The 17364-nt window shown below is 70.4% G+C and carries 14 protein-coding genes and 2 pseudogenes; 8 read left to right on the forward strand and 8 right to left on the reverse strand.

Going from position 1 to position 17364, the window contains the following annotated elements:
* Positions 1–296 precede the first annotated feature (296 nt).
* Both M8J74_RS09220 and M8J74_RS09225 read right to left on the reverse strand, forming a co-directional pair.
* Positions 297–1652 carry a replication-associated recombination protein A gene (locus M8J74_RS09220; protein ID WP_249835915.1) on the reverse strand — a complete coding sequence of 452 codons (1356 nt, stop codon included), beginning with the start codon at positions 1650–1652 and terminating at the stop codon, positions 297–299.
* A gap of 43 nt (positions 1653–1695) precedes the next feature.
* A complete protein-coding gene (locus M8J74_RS09225) occupies positions 1696–2355 on the reverse strand; it encodes a vitamin K epoxide reductase family protein (protein WP_058926495.1) in 660 nt (219 codons plus the stop codon).
* 146 nt (positions 2356–2501) lie between these two features.
* Between M8J74_RS09225 and M8J74_RS09230 the strand changes: the two genes are divergently transcribed.
* From M8J74_RS09230 to M8J74_RS45135, 6 genes and pseudogenes are all read left to right on the forward strand, one after another.
* On the forward strand, positions 2502–3368 hold the full coding sequence (locus tag M8J74_RS09230; protein ID WP_249835916.1) for an ABC transporter ATP-binding protein: 867 nt from the start codon (positions 2502–2504) through the stop codon (positions 3366–3368).
* The gene (locus tag M8J74_RS09235; RefSeq protein WP_249835917.1) at positions 3365–4210 is read left to right on the forward strand and encodes an ABC transporter permease; all 846 of its coding nucleotides are present in this window, start codon (positions 3365–3367) and stop codon (positions 4208–4210) included. The genes M8J74_RS09230 and M8J74_RS09235 overlap by 4 nt, the downstream gene beginning before the upstream one ends.
* Complete coding sequence (locus M8J74_RS09240; RefSeq protein WP_283947961.1) at positions 4207–5406, forward strand: sensor histidine kinase; 1200 nt, start codon at positions 4207–4209, stop codon at positions 5404–5406. The genes M8J74_RS09235 and M8J74_RS09240 overlap by 4 nt, the downstream gene beginning before the upstream one ends.
* Positions 5403–6029: a response regulator gene (locus M8J74_RS09245; protein WP_249835919.1), complete on the forward strand. Its 627-nt coding sequence runs from the start codon at positions 5403–5405 to the stop codon at positions 6027–6029. The genes M8J74_RS09240 and M8J74_RS09245 overlap by 4 nt, the downstream gene beginning before the upstream one ends.
* Before the next feature lie 255 nt (positions 6030–6284).
* Positions 6285–6407 (forward strand): annotated as a pseudogene (locus M8J74_RS44795) (DNA-binding response regulator); the annotation flags it as partial.
* A gap of 66 nt (positions 6408–6473) precedes the next feature.
* Positions 6474–6596 (forward strand): annotated as a pseudogene (locus M8J74_RS45135) (DNA-binding response regulator); the annotation flags it as partial.
* A 40-nt stretch (positions 6597–6636) separates the two neighbouring features.
* Here M8J74_RS45135 and hisS read toward each other — a convergent pair.
* Both hisS and M8J74_RS09270 read right to left on the reverse strand, forming a co-directional pair.
* Entirely contained in the window at positions 6637–7899 is a 1263-nt protein-coding gene (hisS, locus tag M8J74_RS09265) for a histidine--tRNA ligase (RefSeq protein WP_249835920.1), read from the reverse strand.
* A gap of 11 nt (positions 7900–7910) precedes the next feature.
* Entirely contained in the window at positions 7911–8618 is a 708-nt protein-coding gene (locus M8J74_RS09270) for an MBL fold metallo-hydrolase (RefSeq protein ID WP_249835921.1), read from the reverse strand.
* A 190-nt stretch (positions 8619–8808) separates the two neighbouring features.
* On the opposite strand from M8J74_RS09270, the gene M8J74_RS09275 reads away from it, so the two are divergent.
* Positions 8809–9627, forward strand: a complete 819-nt coding sequence (locus tag M8J74_RS09275) for a peptidylprolyl isomerase (RefSeq protein WP_249835922.1) — start codon at positions 8809–8811, stop codon at positions 9625–9627.
* A gap of 157 nt (positions 9628–9784) precedes the next feature.
* Positions 9785–11014 carry a DUF349 domain-containing protein gene (locus tag M8J74_RS09280; RefSeq protein ID WP_249835923.1) on the forward strand — a complete coding sequence of 410 codons (1230 nt, stop codon included), beginning with the start codon at positions 9785–9787 and terminating at the stop codon, positions 11012–11014.
* Positions 11015–11081: 67 nt separating this feature from the next.
* Here M8J74_RS09280 and M8J74_RS09285 read toward each other — a convergent pair whose 3' ends face one another.
* The 4 genes from M8J74_RS09285 to secD all read right to left on the reverse strand — a co-directional run bounded on the left by M8J74_RS09285 (position 11082) and on the right by secD (position 17343).
* Positions 11082–13610, reverse strand: a complete 2529-nt coding sequence (locus M8J74_RS09285; RefSeq protein WP_249835924.1) for a RelA/SpoT family protein — start codon at positions 13608–13610, stop codon at positions 11082–11084.
* 310 nt (positions 13611–13920) lie between these two features.
* Positions 13921–14460, reverse strand: a complete 540-nt coding sequence (locus M8J74_RS09290) for an adenine phosphoribosyltransferase (RefSeq protein ID WP_249835925.1) — start codon at positions 14458–14460, stop codon at positions 13921–13923.
* On the reverse strand, positions 14457–15575 hold the full coding sequence (secF, locus tag M8J74_RS09295; protein WP_058926485.1) for a protein translocase subunit SecF: 1119 nt from the start codon (positions 15573–15575) through the stop codon (positions 14457–14459). Before secF ends, M8J74_RS09290 begins: the two co-directional genes overlap by 4 nt.
* Position 15576: 1 nt before the next feature.
* Positions 15577–17343 carry a protein translocase subunit SecD gene (gene secD / locus M8J74_RS09300; protein ID WP_249835926.1) on the reverse strand — a complete coding sequence of 589 codons (1767 nt, stop codon included), beginning with the start codon at positions 17341–17343 and terminating at the stop codon, positions 15577–15579.
* Positions 17344–17364: the final 21 nt, after the last annotated feature.

The raw sequence follows: 17364 nt of genomic DNA on the forward strand, positions 1-17364 counted from the left end.
GTCTTTTTCTTCCTTCTGATATTCGGCTCGTCAGGGTTGAGGGAGGTCGCATCCGCAGCCGGGGAAACCCTCCGCGTCCTGGTGGACTCGGTGGGCAGCCGCTCCCCTGGTCTGGGCACATACGTGCAGCACGCGAGTGGCCCACCGACCTCTCCCGCCTCGCGACGGGTGGTGGTGGGCTGCCCGCGACACCATTCGAACGGTGCGCGACGCTCCTGGAACCCGCTGGGGGTTCCGGCCGGGTGTCCCGCTCTGACAGCGCGGGACTCGGCACTCCGGCGAAGTCTACAGGCTTCTCAGGACCGCTTCCGACCGAGGCGGGTCCGGGTCCACTCCACGGCGTCCGCGTACCGCGCCTCCGCCCCGTGCCGGGTCGGGGTGTAGTACTCGCGGTCCTTGAGGTCGTCCGGAGCGTACTGCTGTTCGGCGATGCCCTCGGCCAGGTCGTGCGGATACACGTACCCCTGCGCGTGGCCGAGCTTGGCGGCGCCCTTGTAGTGCCCGTCCCTGAGATGCGGCGGCACGGCTCCCGCCAGTCCCTTGCGTACGTCGTCCAGGGCGGCGCCGATCGCGGTCGTCGCGGCGTTGGACTTGGGGGCCAGGGCGAGGGCGATGGTGGCGTGGCTGAGGGTGAGGGCGGCCTCGGGGAAGCCGATCATGGCGACGGCCTGGGCGGCGGCCACGGCGATCGGCAGGGCGTTCGGGTCGGCGAGCCCGATGTCCTCGCTCGCGGAGATCATCAGCCGGCGGGCGATGAAGCGGGGGTCCTCGCCGGCCTCGATCATGCGGGCCAGGTAGTGCAGGGCGGCGTCCACGTCCGAGCCCCTGATGGACTTGATCAGGGCGCTGGCGACGTCGTAGTGCTGGTCGCCGTCGCGGTCGTACTTGACCGCCGCCCGGTCGACGGTCTCCTCCAGGGTGGTCAGGGAGATCTCGGTCTCGCCCTTGTCGAGGGCGGCCCCGGCGGCGGCCTCCAGGGCGGTCAGGGCGCGGCGGGCGTCACCGCCGGCGATGCGCAGGAAGTGGTCCTCGGTGTCCTCGGGGAGGGTGACGGCGTCCTTCAGGCCGCGCTCGTCGCTCAGCGCCCGCCTGAGCAGACCGCGGACGTCGTCGTCGGTGAGGGGTTCGAGGGTGAGCAGGAGGGAGCGGGACAGCAGCGGGGAGATCACCGAGAAGTACGGGTTCTCCGTGGTCGCCGCGATCAGGGTGACCCAGCGGTTCTCCACCGCGGGCAGCAGGGAGTCCTGCTGGGCCTTGCTGAAGCGGTGGATCTCGTCCAGGAAGAGGACGGTCTCCTTGCCGTATCCGCCGGTGGCGCGGCGGGCGCCGTCGATGACCGCGCGGACCTCCTTGACGCCCGCGGTGATCGCCGACAGTTCGACGAAGCGCTTGTTGGTGGCCTTGGAGACGACGTACGCGAGGGTCGTCTTGCCGGTACCGGGCGGGCCCCACAGGATCACCGAGGAGGGGCCCGCCGGACCGCCCGCTCCCTCGCCGACCAGGCGGCGCAGGGGCGAGCCGGGCTTGAGCAGGTGCTGCTGGCCCACGACCTCGTCGAGGGTGCGCGGGCGCATGCGCACCGCCAGGGGGCTTCCTGCCGGATCCTTCTCCTGGCGTTCTTCTGCGGCTGCGGTGAACAGGTCGGGCTCCACGCTGAAACCCTAAATCACCGCACTGACAACACGGCGCGCGCTGTCAGCTGGTCCAGAAGTCCCACCAGCGGGTCAGGACCAGCATGCCGATGATGCCGATGTGCAGGACGGGCAGGACCCAGGTGAACTCGCCGAAGAAGCCCTTCAGCCAGCGCGGGGCGGGCAGGAAGGAGTTGCGGACGTTGAACGAGGTCACGTACCAGAACATGATGATCGTCGCGACCCAGGCCAGCGAGCACCACAGGCACAGCGCGTTGATCCGGTACAGCGACTGGAACTGCAGCCAGGTGCAGAAGCCCACACCGAAGAGCGTGCCGAAGTTGAAGGTCAGCCAGTACCAGCGCGGGAAGCGGGCGCGGGCCAGCAGGCTCATGCCGACGCAGACGACGATGCCGTAGGCGACCAGGCCGAGCATCGGGTTGGGGAACCCGAAGGCGGCGGCCTGCTTGGACTCCATCACGCTGCCGCAGGAGACGACCGGGTTGAGGCTGCAGCCCGGGGTGAAGGTCTTGCCCTCGACCTTGGCCTCGAGCAGTTTGAACTTGTCGATCGTGATGACCCACGCGGCGAGCAGGCCCGCCGCGCCGGTGATGATCAGCAGCAGGGCGAAGGCGCGGCTGCCGCCGACCGTGCGCGTCTCGGAGGCCGCCGCGTCGCTCGGCTCGGGCTCGGTGGAGACGTCTTTGACTGTGGTCTTGCTCATCACGTCGATTCCGTCTGCTGGGGATATGGACCTTCATCGGGCACGGGCCATTCTGCCGCACCCGGCACCCTGTCCACCGTTCGATGGACATAAGGAAGTACGCACGGTCGTCCCCGAGCGTTCGGTTCCGGACGAGGCTCAACGTCATGACGGCACACGTGAACGAACTCGCGGTGGATGTTCGGGGGCTGCGCAAGCGGTACGGGGACCTGACCGCGGTGGACGGCATCGACCTCGGCATCCGGCGCGGTGAGGTGTTCGGCCTGCTCGGACCCAATGGCGCGGGCAAGAGCACCACCGTGGAGATCCTCCAGGGCAACCGCGGCCGGGACGCGGGCGAGGTGTCGGTGCTCGGGTCCGACCCGGCGAACGGCACGCGCGCGTGGAGATCGCGTGTGGGAATCGTCTGGCAGGACGAATCGGCACCCGCGGAGTTGACGGTCCACGAGACGGTGCGGCACTTCGCACGCTGCTACCCCGCACCGCGCGACCCCGAGGAGGTCATCGCGCTGGTGGGTCTGGAGGCGAAGGCGGGCAGCCGCGTCAAGGCGCTGTCGGGCGGCCAGCGCCGCCGTCTCGACGTGGCCCTGGGCGTGATCGGCGATCCCGAACTGCTGCTCCTGGACGAGCCGACGACCGGCTTCGACCCGGCCGCCCGCCGCCGGTTCTGGGACCTGATCCGGCTGCTGGCCGACGAGGGCACGACGATCCTGCTGACCACGCACTACCTGCAGGAGGCGGAGGCCCTGGCCGACCGGCTCGCGGTGGTCGCCCGGGGCCGGGTGGTGGCCGAGGGCGAGCCCGCCGCCCTCCGGGAGCGGTACGGCACCGGGGCCACGGTGGAGTGGACCGAGGCCGACGGCACCGCGCGCCGCGAGCGCACCGACACCCCGACCAGGACGGTCGCCGAGCTCACGCACCGCTTCGACGGCGAGATCCCGGGGCTGCTGGTGACCCGCCCCACTCTGGAGGACGTCTACCTCCGGCTGACCGGACAGGAGGACGCGCGATGACCACGACCGCCGTGGCGAGCCGGACCCGGGCGCGGACCGGGCGGCTGCCCGGGGCCTGGACCCTGGGGCTGAGCCGGGGAGCGCTGGAGATCAAACAGTTCTTCCGCCAGCGCGACCAGGTCGTCTTCACCTTCTCCTTCCCGGTCGTCTTCCTGTTCCTGTTCGCGGCGATCTTCCACGACGACGTGCGCGGCTCCGGCGTCAACGCCTCCCAGCTGTACGTCCCCGCGATGATGGCCTCCGGCATCATGTCGACCAGTTTCCAGTCGCTGGGCATCTCGATCGCCGTGGAGCGCGACGAGAAGGTGCTGCGCCGGCTGCGCGGCACACCGATGCCGCCGGCCGCGTACTTCCTGGGCAAGATCTGGCTGGTTCTGTTCACCGGGGCCCTGGAGACGGCGATCCTGCTGTTCGTCGGCACCGCCTTCTACGGCGTGCGGCTGCCGTCGGACGCCTCCCGCTGGGCCGACTTCGGCTGGATCCTCGTGCTCGGGCTGACGGGCTGCTCGCTGCTCGGCATCGCGATCAGCTCGGTGCCCAGGTCGGCGAAGAGCGCGAGCTCCGTGGTCGTCCTGCCCTTCCTGGTCCTGCAGTTCATCTCCGGGGTGTACATCTCCATCGACACGATCCCCGACTGGATGCTGAACGTCGGTGCCCTGTTCCCGCTGAAGTGGCTGTGCCAGGGTCTTCGGGGCGTCTTCCTGCCGGACTCGGCGCAAGTCCTGGAGCAGGCCGGGAGCTGGGAGTTCGGGAAGGTGGCCCTGGTGCTGGCCGCCTGGTGCGTCGGAGGATTGGTGCTGTGTCTGCTGACCTTTCGCTGGAAGGACCGGCGCGACGGCTGACCGGCCGCGGCGCGGCCCGCGGCGACCACGCGTGGGACCGCACGATCCGGCTGTGGGACGTCTACTTCGCGCTCGCGTGGGCCGCCACCCTGGCGTTCGTTCTGGTCGGCGGGGGTTCGCGGGGTCCGGTGCGCGCGGTCGCCGCCGGGCTGCTGGTGCCCCTCGTGCCCTGGTACATCGCCCTGGGGCGTGCCCTGTTGCAGCAGGCGCAGCCGGACGAGCGCCGGGCGCTGCGGTATCTGGGCGGGACGATGGCGCTGTTCCTGCCGTCGTCGGTGCTGGCCGGAGAGACCCGGCTGATGGCGTTCGCGCTCGTCCCCCAGTGCTTCATGGCGTTGCGGATGCGGCGGGCGCTCGTCGCCGTCACGCTGATCAATGTCGCGCCCGTGGTCGGCTGGGCGCTGCTGTGGCGCCCGGACGGCCGGGACCTGCTGGGGAACTCGCTGTCCGCGCTGGTCAGTCTCGGTTTCTCGACGGTGGTGGGCAGTTGGATCATCCGGATCATCGAGCAGAGCGAGGAGCGGGCCGAGCTGATCGCCGAACTCGACGCCAGCCGCCACGAGATCTCCCGGCTGTCGGCCGCGCACGGCGCCCTGGCCGAGCGGGAGCGGATGGCCCGGGAGATCCACGACACCCTGGCGCAGGGCTTCACCAGCCTGCTGATGCTGGTGCAGGCGGTGGAGGCGGAACTGGACCACGACCTGCCCGAGGCCCGCCGGCACCTCGCGCTGATGGACGAGACGGCCCGGCAGAACCTCGCCGAGGCGCGCGCCCTGGTCGCCGGTGCCGCGCCGGCCGACCTCGACGGCGCCTCCCTCCCCGACGCCCTGCGCCGCCTGGCCGCCCGCCACGGGGCGGCGCTGCGGGTGCGCGGCCCGGTGCGCACGCTGCCGGCCGGGCCCGAGGTCGTGGCCCTGCGCTCCTGTCAGGAGGCCTTGGCCAACGCCCGTAAGCACGCGGGGAGTTCGGCCTCGGTGGGCATCGAGCTGACGTACGCCGACGACGTGCTCACGCTTCGGGTACGGGACGACGGCCGCGGCTTCGACCCGGGTGCCCCCTGCGACGGCTACGGTCTTGCGGGGCTGCGCGCCCGGGCCACCGAGGTCGGCGGCACGGCACGGATCGACAGCACGCCGGGGGGCGGTACGACGGTGACGGTCAGCCTGCCCCTCTCTCCGGTGAGGAGTCACCCGTGATCCGTATCGTCCTCGCCGACGACCATCCCGTCGTCCGCGAGGGTCTGCGGGCGATGCTCAGCGCCGAGCCGGACCTCGACGTGGTCGCCGACGCGGCGAGCGGTCCGCAGGCGGAGGCGCTGGCGGCCGAACTGCGGCCCGACATCGTCCTGATGGACCTGCGGATGCCGGGCGGCGGAGGCGTCGACTCCATCGTGCGGATGAGCGAGGCGGGACTGCCCTGCCGGGTGGTCGTCCTGACGACGTACGAGACGGACCGGGACATCCTGCGGGCCGTGGAGGCCGGGGCCGCGGGCTACCTGCTCAAGGACATGCCCCGCGGTGAACTGGCGGAGGCGGTACGGGCGGCGGCGCGCGGCGAGACGGTCCTGGCCCCGTCGGTCGCGGCACGGCTGGTGGACCGGCTGCGGACGAAACCGGAGCGGCCCCGGCTGTCGGAGCGCGAGACGGCGGTGCTGCGCCTGGTGGCGGAGGGCTGCACCAACGCGGAGATCGGCCGGCGCCTGTTCATCGGCGAGTCGACCGTGAAGACCCATCTGCTGCGCGCCTTCGGCAAGTTGGGCGTCGACGACCGCACGGCCGCGGTGACCAGCGCCATGCGCCACGGACTGCTCGACCAATGACGACGAACCCCACAACCGCATGAACACGCAGATCGGACGACGGCCCCCGCGGCGGCAGCCGCACAACGACAGGGCATCGGCGAGTCGACCGTGAAGACCCATCTGCTGCGCGCCTTCGGCAAGTTGGGCGTCGACGACCGCACGGCCGCGGTGACCAGCGCCATGCGCCACGGACTGCTCGACCAATGACGACGAACCCCACAACCGCATGAACACGCAGATCGGACGACGGCCCCCGCGGCGGCAGCCGCACAACGACAGGGCATCGGCGAGTCGACCGTGAAGACCCATCTGCTGCGCGCCTTCGGCAAGTTGGGCGTCGACGACCGCACGGCCGCGGTGACCAGCGCCATGCGCCACGGACTGCTCGACCAATGACGACGAACCCCACAACCGCATGAACACGCAGATCGGACGACGGCCCCCGCGGCGGCAGCCGCACAACGACAGGGCATCGGCGAGTCGACCGTGAAGACCCATCTGCTGCGCGCCTTCGGCAAGTTGGGCGTCGACGACCGCACGGCCGCGGTGACCAGCGCCATGCGGTTCGGGTTGCTGGAGCAGTGAGAAGGGCGCCGGAGCGGTCTCCGGCGCCCTTGTCCCGTCGTCAGCCGAGCCGTGACTCCAGCTCCGCCACGATCTCGTTCACGCCGATGGCCGTCTGCTCGCCGGACTCCATGTCCTTGAGCTGGACGACGCCCTCGGCGAGGTCGCGTTCGCCGGCGACGATCGCGTAGCGGGCGCCGCTGCGGTTGGCGTTCTTCATCGCGCCCTTGAGGCCCTTGGCGCCGTAGGAGAAGTCCGCGGCGACGCCGACCTTGCGCAGTTCGGTGACCTTCGCGAACAGGATTCGGCGGGCCTCCTCGCCGAGGGGTACCGCGAACACGCTGGTGGTGGAGGGCAGTTCGAGCTCGACGCCCTCCGCCTCCAGGGCCAGGACCGTGCGGTCGACGCCGAGGGCCCAGCCGACGGACGGCAGCGCGGGGCCGCCGATCATCTCCGACAGGCCGTCGTAGCGGCCGCCGCCGCCCACCGCGGACTGCGAGCCCAGACCGTCGTGCACGAACTCGAAGGTCGTACGGGTGTAGTAGTCCAGGCCGCGCACCAGCTTGGGGTCGTCCTCGAAGGCCACGCCCGCCGCCGTGATCAGCTCACGGACCTCCTCGTGGTACGCCTTGCAGGCGTCGCAGAGGTAGTCGCGCAGCAGCGGGGCCTCCCCCAGCTGCTTCTGCACGGACTCGCGCTTGTCGTCCAGGACGCGCAGCGGGTTGATCTCGGCGCGGCGCAGGGTGTCCTCGTCGAGGTCGAGACCGCGCAGGAAGTCCTGCAGCGCGGCCCGGTAGACCGGACGGCACTCCTTGTCGCCCAGGCTGTTGAGCAGGATGCGGAAGTCGCTGAGGCCCAGCGAGCGGTACGCCTGGTCGGCGAGGATGATCAGCTCGGCGTCGAGCGCCGGGTCCTCCGCGCCGATCGCCTCGGCGCCGACCTGCGAGAAGTGGCGGTAACGGCCCTTCTGCGGGCGCTCGTAGCGGTAGTACGAGCCGGAGTACCAGAGCTTGACGGGGAGGTTGCCCGTCTTGTGCAGGTTGGCTTCCAGAGCGGCGCGCAGCACGGAGGCGGTGCCCTCGGGGCGCAGGGCGAGCCGGTCGCCGCCCTTGGTCTCGAAGGCGTACATCTCCTTGGTCACGATGTCGGTGGACTCGCCGACACCGCGCGCGAACAGCTCGACGCTCTCGAAGCCGGGGGTCTCGATGTAGCCGTAGCCGGCGGCGCGCAGCGGGGCGGCGATCGCCTCGCGCACCGCCAGGAACTTCGCGGAGTCCGGCGGGATCAGGTCGTACGTGCCCTTGGGGGCCTTGAAGGTGCTCACGAAGTCTCTCGTCACATTCCTCGTCGGGGAGCCTCTGCGGCTCCCTGGCCGGCGGCCACCTGCCGCAGATACGGGTTGGTGGCGCGCTCCTGGCCGATGGTCGTCTGGGCGCCGTGGCCGGACAGCACCACGGTCGAGTCGTCGAGCGGCAGGCACACGCGGGCCAGCGAGTCGAGCATCTCGGCCATGTCACCGCCGGGCAGGTCGGTGCGTCCGATGGAGCCGGCGAACAGCAGATCCCCGGAGAAGAACACCGACGGGACGTCGGTCGTCTCGGGCATCCGGAAGGTCACCGACCCCTTGGTATGGCCCGGCGCGTGCGCGACGGAGAACTCCAGTCCCGCCAGCTTCAGTTGCGCGCCGTCGGCCAGCTCCCTGACGTCGTCCGGCTCCCCCACGGTCAGCTCGCCCATGAGCGGCATCCCGATGGAACGGCCGAGCGCCTTCTCGGGGTCCGCCATCATGTAGCGGTCCTCGGGGTGGATCCAGGCGGGCACGTCGTGCGCGCCGCACACCGGGACGACCGAGGCCACATGGTCGATGTGGCCATGGGTGAGGACGACGGCGACGGGCTTGAGCCGATGCTTCTTCAGCGCTTCCTCGACTCCTTCGGCGGCCTGGTGGCCCGGGTCGATGATCACGCACTCCTCACCGGCGGCGGGGGCGACGAGATAACAGTTCGTCCCCCAGGCCCCGGCGGGGAACCCGGCAATGAGCACGATCGTCCTTCGTTGTGTCGGTACGGGCGGCTGCGGTGGCCGTGAACGAGCGACCACAGCCACTGCCAGAGCCTACCGGCGCTGCCGAATCCTCAGCGAACCCATATACGGTACGGGGCACACGCAGGCGGTCGGCTCACAAGACGCACGCGTCCCAGTCGGCGTACGAGACGCATGAGGAGAAAACCCGGTGGTCAGCCAGGAACAGCGGAAGCGGCAGCTCGCGCGGGAGAAGTTTCTGCGGCAGCAGCAACGGCGTACGGAGGCGCGGCGCAAGGCACGCATGCGCAACTCGGTGATCGCGTCGGTGCTCGGCGTGATCCTGATCGGCAGCGTCGCCCTGTACACGACCGGGGTGATGAAGGGCGACGACAAGGCCAACGCCAGCTCCCAGACGACGCCCAGCGCCACGCCCACCAGCAAGGCTCCGGACCCGTGCGCCAAGCCGGCGGCGGGCTCGGTGAAGAAGCTCAGCTGGAAGAAGGAGCCGGCGGTCACGATCGACAAGTCGGCGAAGTACACGATGAAGCTCGCCACGACGTGCGGTGACATAGACATCGCGCTGAAGACGTCGGCGGCCCCGCACACCGTGAACTCCTTCGACTTCCTCGCCTCGAAGGGCTTCTTCGACCACACGAAGTGCCACCGGCTCACCACCAACGGCATCTACGTGCTCCAGTGCGGCGACCCGACGGGCTCCGGCAGCGGCGGTCCCGGGTACACGATCCCGGACGAGAACCTGAAGGACAAAAGCCTGAAGGGCGGTGTCTACCCGGCGGGCACGATCGCGATGGCCAACACCGGGCAGAAGCACACCGGCGGCAGCCAGTTCTTCCTCGTCTACCAGGACAGTCAGCTGCCGCCCAGCTACACACCGTTCGGTACCGTGTCCGCGTCGGGCATGAAGGTCCTCAAGAAGATCGCCGCCGCGGGCGAGAGCACGGGGCAGGGCGACGGCGCGCCGAACGCGACGGTCGTGATCAACAAGGCCACGGTCACGAAGTCCTGATCCTCTGAGGACCGCATACCGACCCCGAGGTGCGAAATTTCGGTCGTGCGGGATGCGGACAGGCCGCCCGCACGTCGCCTATGTTGGCCGTGACGAAACTGTGGACGATGCCCGGGGGCAGTGAGGCCCCTCGCAGGCATCATGTGGAGGAGGCGCTGTGAGCAGCGACCCGTGGGGCCGCGTCGACGAGACGGGGACCGTGTACGTGCGTACGGCCGACGGCGAGCAGGTCGTCGGCTCCTGGCAGGCCGGCTCCCCCGAGGAGGCGCTGGCCTACTTCGAGCGCAAGTACGAGGGCCTGGTTGTGGAGATCGGCCTCCTCGAGAAGCGAGTGAAGACCACCGACCTGTCCGCGAAGGACGCCCAGGCGGCCATCGACCACATCCGCGAGCAGGTCGACGCCCACCACGCGGTGGGCGACCTGGACGCGCTGCGGCAGCGGCTGGACAAGCTCGTCCAGACCGTCGAGGCCCGCCGGGAGGAGCGCAAGCAGCAGCGGGCCAAGCAGTCCGACGAGGCGCGGCACGCCAAGGAGGAGCTGGTCGCCGAGGCGGAGCAGCTGGCGCAGTCCGACCAGTGGCGGGCCGCCGGTGAGCGGCTGCGGGCGCTGGTGGACACCTGGAAGGGCCTGCCGCGGCTGGACCGCAAGTCGGACGACGAGCTGTGGCACCGCTTCTCCCACGCCCGCTCGGCGTTCTCCAAGCGGCGCAAGGCGCACTTCGCGGCGCTCGACGCGCAGCGCGAGGAGGCCCGCCGGACCAAGGAGCGGCTGGTCTCCGAGGCCGAGGCGCTGTCGGGCTCGACGGACTGGGGTCCGACGGCGGCCCGCTACCGCGAGCTGATGGCCGAGTGGAAGGCCGCGGGCCGTGCGCAGCGAGAGCACGAGGACGACCTGTGGAACCGCTTCCGCGGCGCCCAGGACGTGTTCTTCGCCGCCCGCAGCTCGGTCTTCGCCGAGCGGGACGCGGAGCAGTCGGAGAACCTGAAGCTGAAGGAGGAGCTGGCCGAGGAGGCCGAGAAGATCCTCCCGGTGACGGACCTGCGGACCGCGCGGGCCGCCTTCCGCTCGGTGAACGAGCGCTGGGAGGCCATCGGCCATGTGCCGCGCGACGCCCGCCCGAAGGTCGAGGGGCGGATGCACGCGGTGGAGCGGGCCATCCAGGAGGCCGAGGAGGCCGAGTGGCGCCGGACGAACCCGGAGGCACGCGCGCGTGCCGAGGGTCTGACCGGCCAGCTCCAGGCCGCGGTGGACAAGCTCAAGGGCCAGATCGAGCAGGCGCGCGCCCAGGGCAACACCGCCAGGGCCGACAAGCTCGAGCGTGAGCTGGAGGGCCGCCAGGCCCTGCTGGACCAGGCGCTGAAGGGCCTGCAGGAGTTCGGCGGCTAGTCCGCTCCCCCGGCGGATACGACGAGAGGGGCCCCGTACATCGCGTACGGGGCCCCTCTCGTGCTCTCTAGGTGCGGTTGCGGGCCGATGTGACCCGGTAGACGTCGTAGACGCCCTCGACGCCGCGTACGGCCTTCAGGACGTGGCCCAGGTGCTTGGGGTCGCCCATCTCGAAGGTGAAGCGCGAGGTGGCGACGCGGTCGCGGGAGGTCTGGACGGCCGCCGAGAGGATGTTGACGTGCTGGTCGGACAGGACCCGGGTGACGTCGGACAGCAGCCGGGAGCGGTCCAGGGCCTCGACCTGGATGGCGACCAGGAAGACCGAGGACTGGGTGGGCGCCCACTCGACGTCGAGGATGCGTTCGGGTTCGCGGGACAGTGACTCGACGTTGACGCAGTCGCTGCGGTGAACCGATACGCCACTACCCCGCGTGACGAAACCGATGATCGGGTCGCCGGGGACGGGCGTGCAGCAGCGGGCCAGCTTGACCCACACGTCCTCGACGCCCTTGACGATGACGCCCGGGTCGGAGCTGGAGCGCCGCTTGCGGCGGCTGCGGGTGGGCGGGACCGTCTCATCGATCTCCTCGGTGGCCGCCTCCTCGCCGCCGAGCGCGGAGACGAGCTTCTGCACGATGTTCTGCGCGGAGACATGGCCCTCGCCGATCGCCGCGTACAGGGCGGAGATGTCGGAGTAGCGCATCTCGTGGGCGAGCGTGACCAGCGAGTCGCCGGTGAGGATGCGCTGGATCGGCAGGTTCTGCTTGCGCATGGCGCGGACGATGGCGTCCTTGCCCTGCTCGATCGCCTCGTCGCGGCGCTCCTTGGAGAACCACGCCCGGATCTTGTTGCGGGCGCGCGGCGACTTGACGAAGCCCAGCCAGTCACGGGAGGGGCCGGCGCCGGCCGCCTTGGAGGTGAAGACCTCCACCAGGTCGCCGTTGTCGAGCGTCGACTCCAGCGGTACGAGGCGGCCGTTGACCCGTGCTCCTATCGTGCGGTGGCCGACCTCGGTGTGGACCGCGTACGCGAAGTCCACCGGCGTGGCACCGGCCGGGAGCGCGATGACGTCGCCCTTCGGGGTGAAGACGAAGACCTCGTTGCGGGACAGGTCGAAGCGCAGGGACTCCAGGAACTCGCCCGGGTCCTCGGTCTCCTTCTGCCAGTCCAGCAGCTGGCGCAGCCACGCCATGTCGTTGAGGTGGTCGTCCTTCTTGCCGGCCTTGGGCACGTCGGTGCGCACCTTGGAGGCACCGGCGACGGCCTCCTGCTTGTACTTCCAGTGCGCGGCGATGCCGTACTCGGCGCGGCGGTGCATGTCGAAGGTGCGGATCTGCAGCTCGACGGGCTTGCCGTTGGGGCCGATGACCGTCGTGTGCAGCGACTGGTACATGTTGAACTTCGGCATCGCGATGTAGTCCTTGAACCGCCCCGGAACCGGGTTCCAGCGGGCGTGCACGGTGCCGAGGGCCGCGTAGCAGTCGCGGACGGTGTCCACGAGGACGCGGATGCCGACCAGGTCGTAGATCTCCGCGAAGTCCCGGCCGCGGACGATCATCTTCTGGTAGACGCTGTAGTAGTGCTTCGGGCGTCCGGTGACGGTCGCCTTGATCCGGGCCGCGCGCAGGTCCTGCTGCACCTCGTCGGTCACTATGGCCAGGTACTCGTCGCGCTTCGGCGCCCGCTCCGCCACCAGCCGTACGATCTCGTCGTACATCTTGGGGTAGAGGATCGCGAAGGCGAGGTCCTCCAGCTCCCACTTGATGGTGTTCATGCCCAGGCGGTGGGCGAGCGGCGCGTAGATCTCCAGCGTCTCGCGCGCCTTCTTCTCCTGCTTCTCGCGCTTGAGATAGCGCATGGTGCGCATGTTGTGCAGACGGTCGGCGAGCTTGATGACCAGGACGCGCGGGTCCTTGGCCATGGCCACGACCATCTTGCGCACGGTCTCGGCCTGCGCGGCCTCGCCGAACTTGACCTTGTCCAGCTTGGTGACGCCGTCGACGAGCAGGGCGACGGAGTCGCCGAAGTCGCGGCGCAGCTGGTCGAGGCCGTACTCGGTGTCCTCGACGGTGTCGTGCAGCAGGCCCGCCATCAGCGTGGCCGGATCCATGCCCAGCTCGGCGAGGATCGTGGTCACCGCGAGGGGGTGCGTGATGTACGGGTCGCCGCTCTTGCGCTTCTGGCCGCGGTGCCAGCGCTCGGCGACCTGGTAGGCCGTCTCGATCTTGCGGAGCGTGGCCGTCTCGATCTTCGGGTCGTTGCTGCGCACTATCCGCAGCAACGGCTCCAGCACCGGGTTGTACGGGTTGGAGCGCTGTACGCCGAGGCGCGCGAGGCGGGCGCGTACACGGTTGGAGGAGCCGGAGCGGGCGGGCTGACCGGTGTTCGGGCGCACCGCGGGTGCCGTCGGGCTGTCGGACGGGGCCGGTTTGGGGCGGGCCTGCTCGGCCGACTTGTCGACGGGCGCGGACTGGGCGTGCTCGACCGGCCCGCGGGTGTCGTTCTTGGCGACCGGTTCGGTCGGCGCGGGCTTGGCCGCGGCTGCCGAGGCGGACTCGGGCTTGGCGGCGGTCAGGTGCTGGGCCTCGTCTGGCAAGAGGACTCCTCGTGCGCGATCCGGGTCCCCCGGTCAGGCTCCGGAGCACCCATGGTAGCGATCCTGGGCCTCAGGATCGCCTTCAGGCCGATGTGAGGACCGTCTACCCCACAAACACGGGGCCCGTCCGCGGGATTCCTGGGGCGGGTGCGGCTCCGGTGCGGGGGCCTTGAGGCGCGTGGGCGGGTGCGGATCGGATATGGCTTGTCGCGCAGTTCCCCGCGCCGCTCTGGGGCGCGGACGGCACCCCGTGTCACAACGGAACGGCCGTCCCCGGGTGGCGGGACGGCCGTTCTCGTCGGGCTCGGGATCAGAGCGCCAGCAGTGCTTCCAGCGGGGAGAGCCCGAGGGCCGGCTCCAGGCGGGCTCGGCCGCCGAGGAAGCCCAGCTCCATCAGGACCGCGAGGCCCGCCACCTCGGCGCCCGCCCGGCGGATCAGCTGGATCGAGGCCTCGGCGGTGCCGCCGGTGGCGAGGACGTCGTCGACGATGAGGACGCGGTCGTCGGCCGACAGGTCCTCGGCGTGGACCTCGATCTCCGCCGAGCCGTACTCCAGGTCGTAGGCCTGGGCGAGGGTGGCTCCGGGGAGCTTGCCCGCCTTGCGAACGGGGATGAAGCCGAGGCCGGCGCGGACGGCGACCGGGGCGCCGAGGATGAAGCCGCGGGCCTCCAGGCCGACGACCTTGGTGGCGCCCGTGCTCGCCGCGATCTCCGCGAGGGCGTCGGTGAGCGCCGTGAACGCCGCCGGGTCCGCCAGGAGCGGGGTGATGTCCTTGAACATCACGCCCGGCTCCGGGTAGTCCGCGACGTCGCGGATACGGCTGAGCAGCAGCTCCTGGATGTCGGTCATCGGCGCTTCCCCGACGGACGGCCGCGGCCGCGGTTGCGGGACGCGGGCTGGTTGCGCGGGCCGACGACCGCCGCTGCGGCGTCCTCGGGCTCGTCGGCGTAGCCGTCGTCCACGGTCTCCTGCTGGGGCTGCCCGCCCTCGGCGGCGGTCTGGGCGCGCTTGGCGAGGACGCGCTTCCTGAGCGCCTTCATCTGCGGCTCGCGCTCCTTGAGGTCGGCGACGAGCGGCGTGGCGATGAAGATCGAGGAGTACGCACCGGCCGCGAGGCCGACGAACAGCGACAGCGAGATGTCGTTGAGGACACCGGCGCCCAGGAACCCGCCACCGATGAACAGCAGGCCCGCGACCGGCAGCAGCGCGACCACGGTCGTGTTGATGGACCGCATCAGGGTGCTGTTGATCGAGCGGTTGGCGACGTCGCTGTAGGTCCAGCGGGTCTGCTTGGTGATGTCCTTCGTCTGCTCCTTGAGGCTGTCGAAGACGACGACCGTGTCGTAGAGCGAGTAACCGAGGATCGTGAGCAGACCGATCACCGTGCCCGGCGTGACCTCGAAGCCGACGAGGGCGTAGATGCCGGTGGTGATCGTGATGTCGTGGATCAGGGCGACGAGCGCGGCGACGGCCATGCGCCACTCGAACGCGATCGCCAGGTAGATCACCACGAGGATCATGAAGATCGCCAGGCCCTGCCAGGCCTTGGCGGCGATCTGCTCGCCCCAGCTGGGGCCGACCAGGTCGGCGGTGACGTCCTTCTCCGCGAAGTTCATGTCCTTCGCGAGCTGCGCCGAGACGCTGTCGGCCTTGCCGGTGTCGATGCCCGCGACCTGGATGCGCAGGCTGCCGTTGCCGAGCTTCTGGACGACCGCGTCGTGGCCCGAGGCCTCCTTCGCGTACCGCTCGGCCTGGGCCACCGAGGCGGCGGTGTGCTGCGGCGTGGTGAAGACGGCGCCGCCCTGGAACTCGATGCCCATGTTCAGGCCGCGCACCGCCAGGCCGACGATGGCCGTGATGGTGATCAGGATCGAGATGCCGTACCAGATCTTGCGGTTGCCGACGAAGTCGTAACCGACCTCGCCGCGGTGCAGACGGGCGCCGAGGCTGCCGAGTTTCGACATCTCACGCCTCCTTCGGGTCGACGGGGGCGGGACGACGAGTGCGGCGCAGCGGTGGCTTCGCGCCCAGCGCCTTCGGGTCCAGGCCGGACCACTTGTGGCCGGTGGCGAAGAACTTCCGGCGGGCGAGGATCGTCATCAGCGGCTTGGTGAAGAGGAAGACGACGACCACGTCCAGCACCGTGGTCAGACCCAGCGTGAACGCGAAGCCCTGGACCTTGCCGACGGTGACGATGAACAGCACCGCCGCGGCGAGGAACGACACGAAGTCGGAGACCAGGATGGTGCGCCGGGCGCGCGGCCAGGCCCGCTCGACGGCGGGGCGCAGCGAGCGGCCCTCGCGGATCTCGTCCCGGATGCGTTCGAAGAACACGATGAACGAGTCCGCGGTGATGCCGATGGCGACGATGGCGCCGCAGACCGCCGGCAGATTCAGCGCGAAGCCGATGGCCTCGCCGAGCAGCGACATGATCGCGTAGGTGAGGGCCGCGGAGACCAGCAGCGAGGGGATCGCGATCATCGACAGGCCGCGGTAGAAGATCAGCAGGTAGATCACGACCAGGCCGAGGCCGATCGCGCCCGCGATCAGACCGGCGTGCAGCTGCTCGCCGCCGAGCGCGGCGGTCACCGTGGTGACGCTGTCCTCCTTGAAGGTCAGCGGCAGGGCGCCGTACGACAGCATGTTCGCCAGGCCCTGGGCCTCCGTCTGGTTGAAGCTGCCGGAGATCTCCGCGCTGCCGCCGGTGAGGGCCTCCTTGACGTACGGGTCGGAGACCACGTTGCCGTCGAGGACGATCGCGAACTGGTTCTGCGGCGTCTGCTTCTGGGCGAGCTGACCGGTGATGTCGGCGAACTTCTTGGTGCCCTTGGAGGTGAACTCCATGGTGACGGTCCAGCCGGCGGCGGTCTGGGTGTTGAAGACGGCCTGGGCCTTCTTCACGTCCGTGCCGTCGACGGCGGCGGGGCCGAGGACGTACTTCTGCCACTGGCCGGAGGAGTTCTTGCCGCAGGCGACGGTGGGCTCGGTGGCCTTGGCGCTCTTGCCGGCGGTGTTCTGCACCGTCTTCTTGGTGCAGTCGAGAGCGGCGTACTGCGCCTGCAGCTTGGCGGCCGCTTCACTGGCGGCGGAGCTGGCGCTCGCCGACGGGGTGGGGCTGGCGGACGCCTTGCTGCCGGAGGACGCGGTGGCGCTCGGCGTCGCGTCCGCCTTGAGGCCGTCGGTGACGGCGCGGCCCTGGGAGGTGGCGCTCGCGGAGGGCGACGCGGTCGACTTGCCGGTGGCCTTCTCGGACGCCCCGGCCGACGGCTTGGCGGACGCTCCGCCCGTGGCGCTCGGGGACGGGCTGGCCGTCGCGCTGCCGCCGGAGACCTCGGTGGCGAGCACCGGGCGGAAGTACAGCTTGGCGGTGGTGCCGACCTGCTGGCGGGCTTCCTTGGAGTTCGTGCCCTTGGGGATGTTGACGATGATGTTGCGGTCGCCCTGGGTCTGAACCTCCGCCTCCGAGACACCGAGACCATTGACACGGCGGTTCATGATGTCGACCGCGGTGTTCATGTTGGTCTTGTTGATCGCGGATTCCTGGCCCTTTTCCGGAACCGCCCGCAGCGTGATGCTCGTACCGCCCGCAAGGTCGATGCCGAGGCGCGGAGTGGTGTTGCCGGAGGCGAACATGCCGGCGGTGAGCGCCACGATGGCGATCAGAATGAGGGCCAGCGAGCGCCCTGGCTTGCTCTGGGCGCTCGCGCTTCGGCCCTTTTTAGGTGCTGCCACCTTCTCGTACTCCCTCTCGGG

This window comes from Streptomyces panaciradicis (assembly GCF_023516615.1).
Taxonomy (GTDB): Bacteria; Actinomycetota; Actinomycetes; order Streptomycetales; family Streptomycetaceae; genus Streptomyces; species Streptomyces panaciradicis.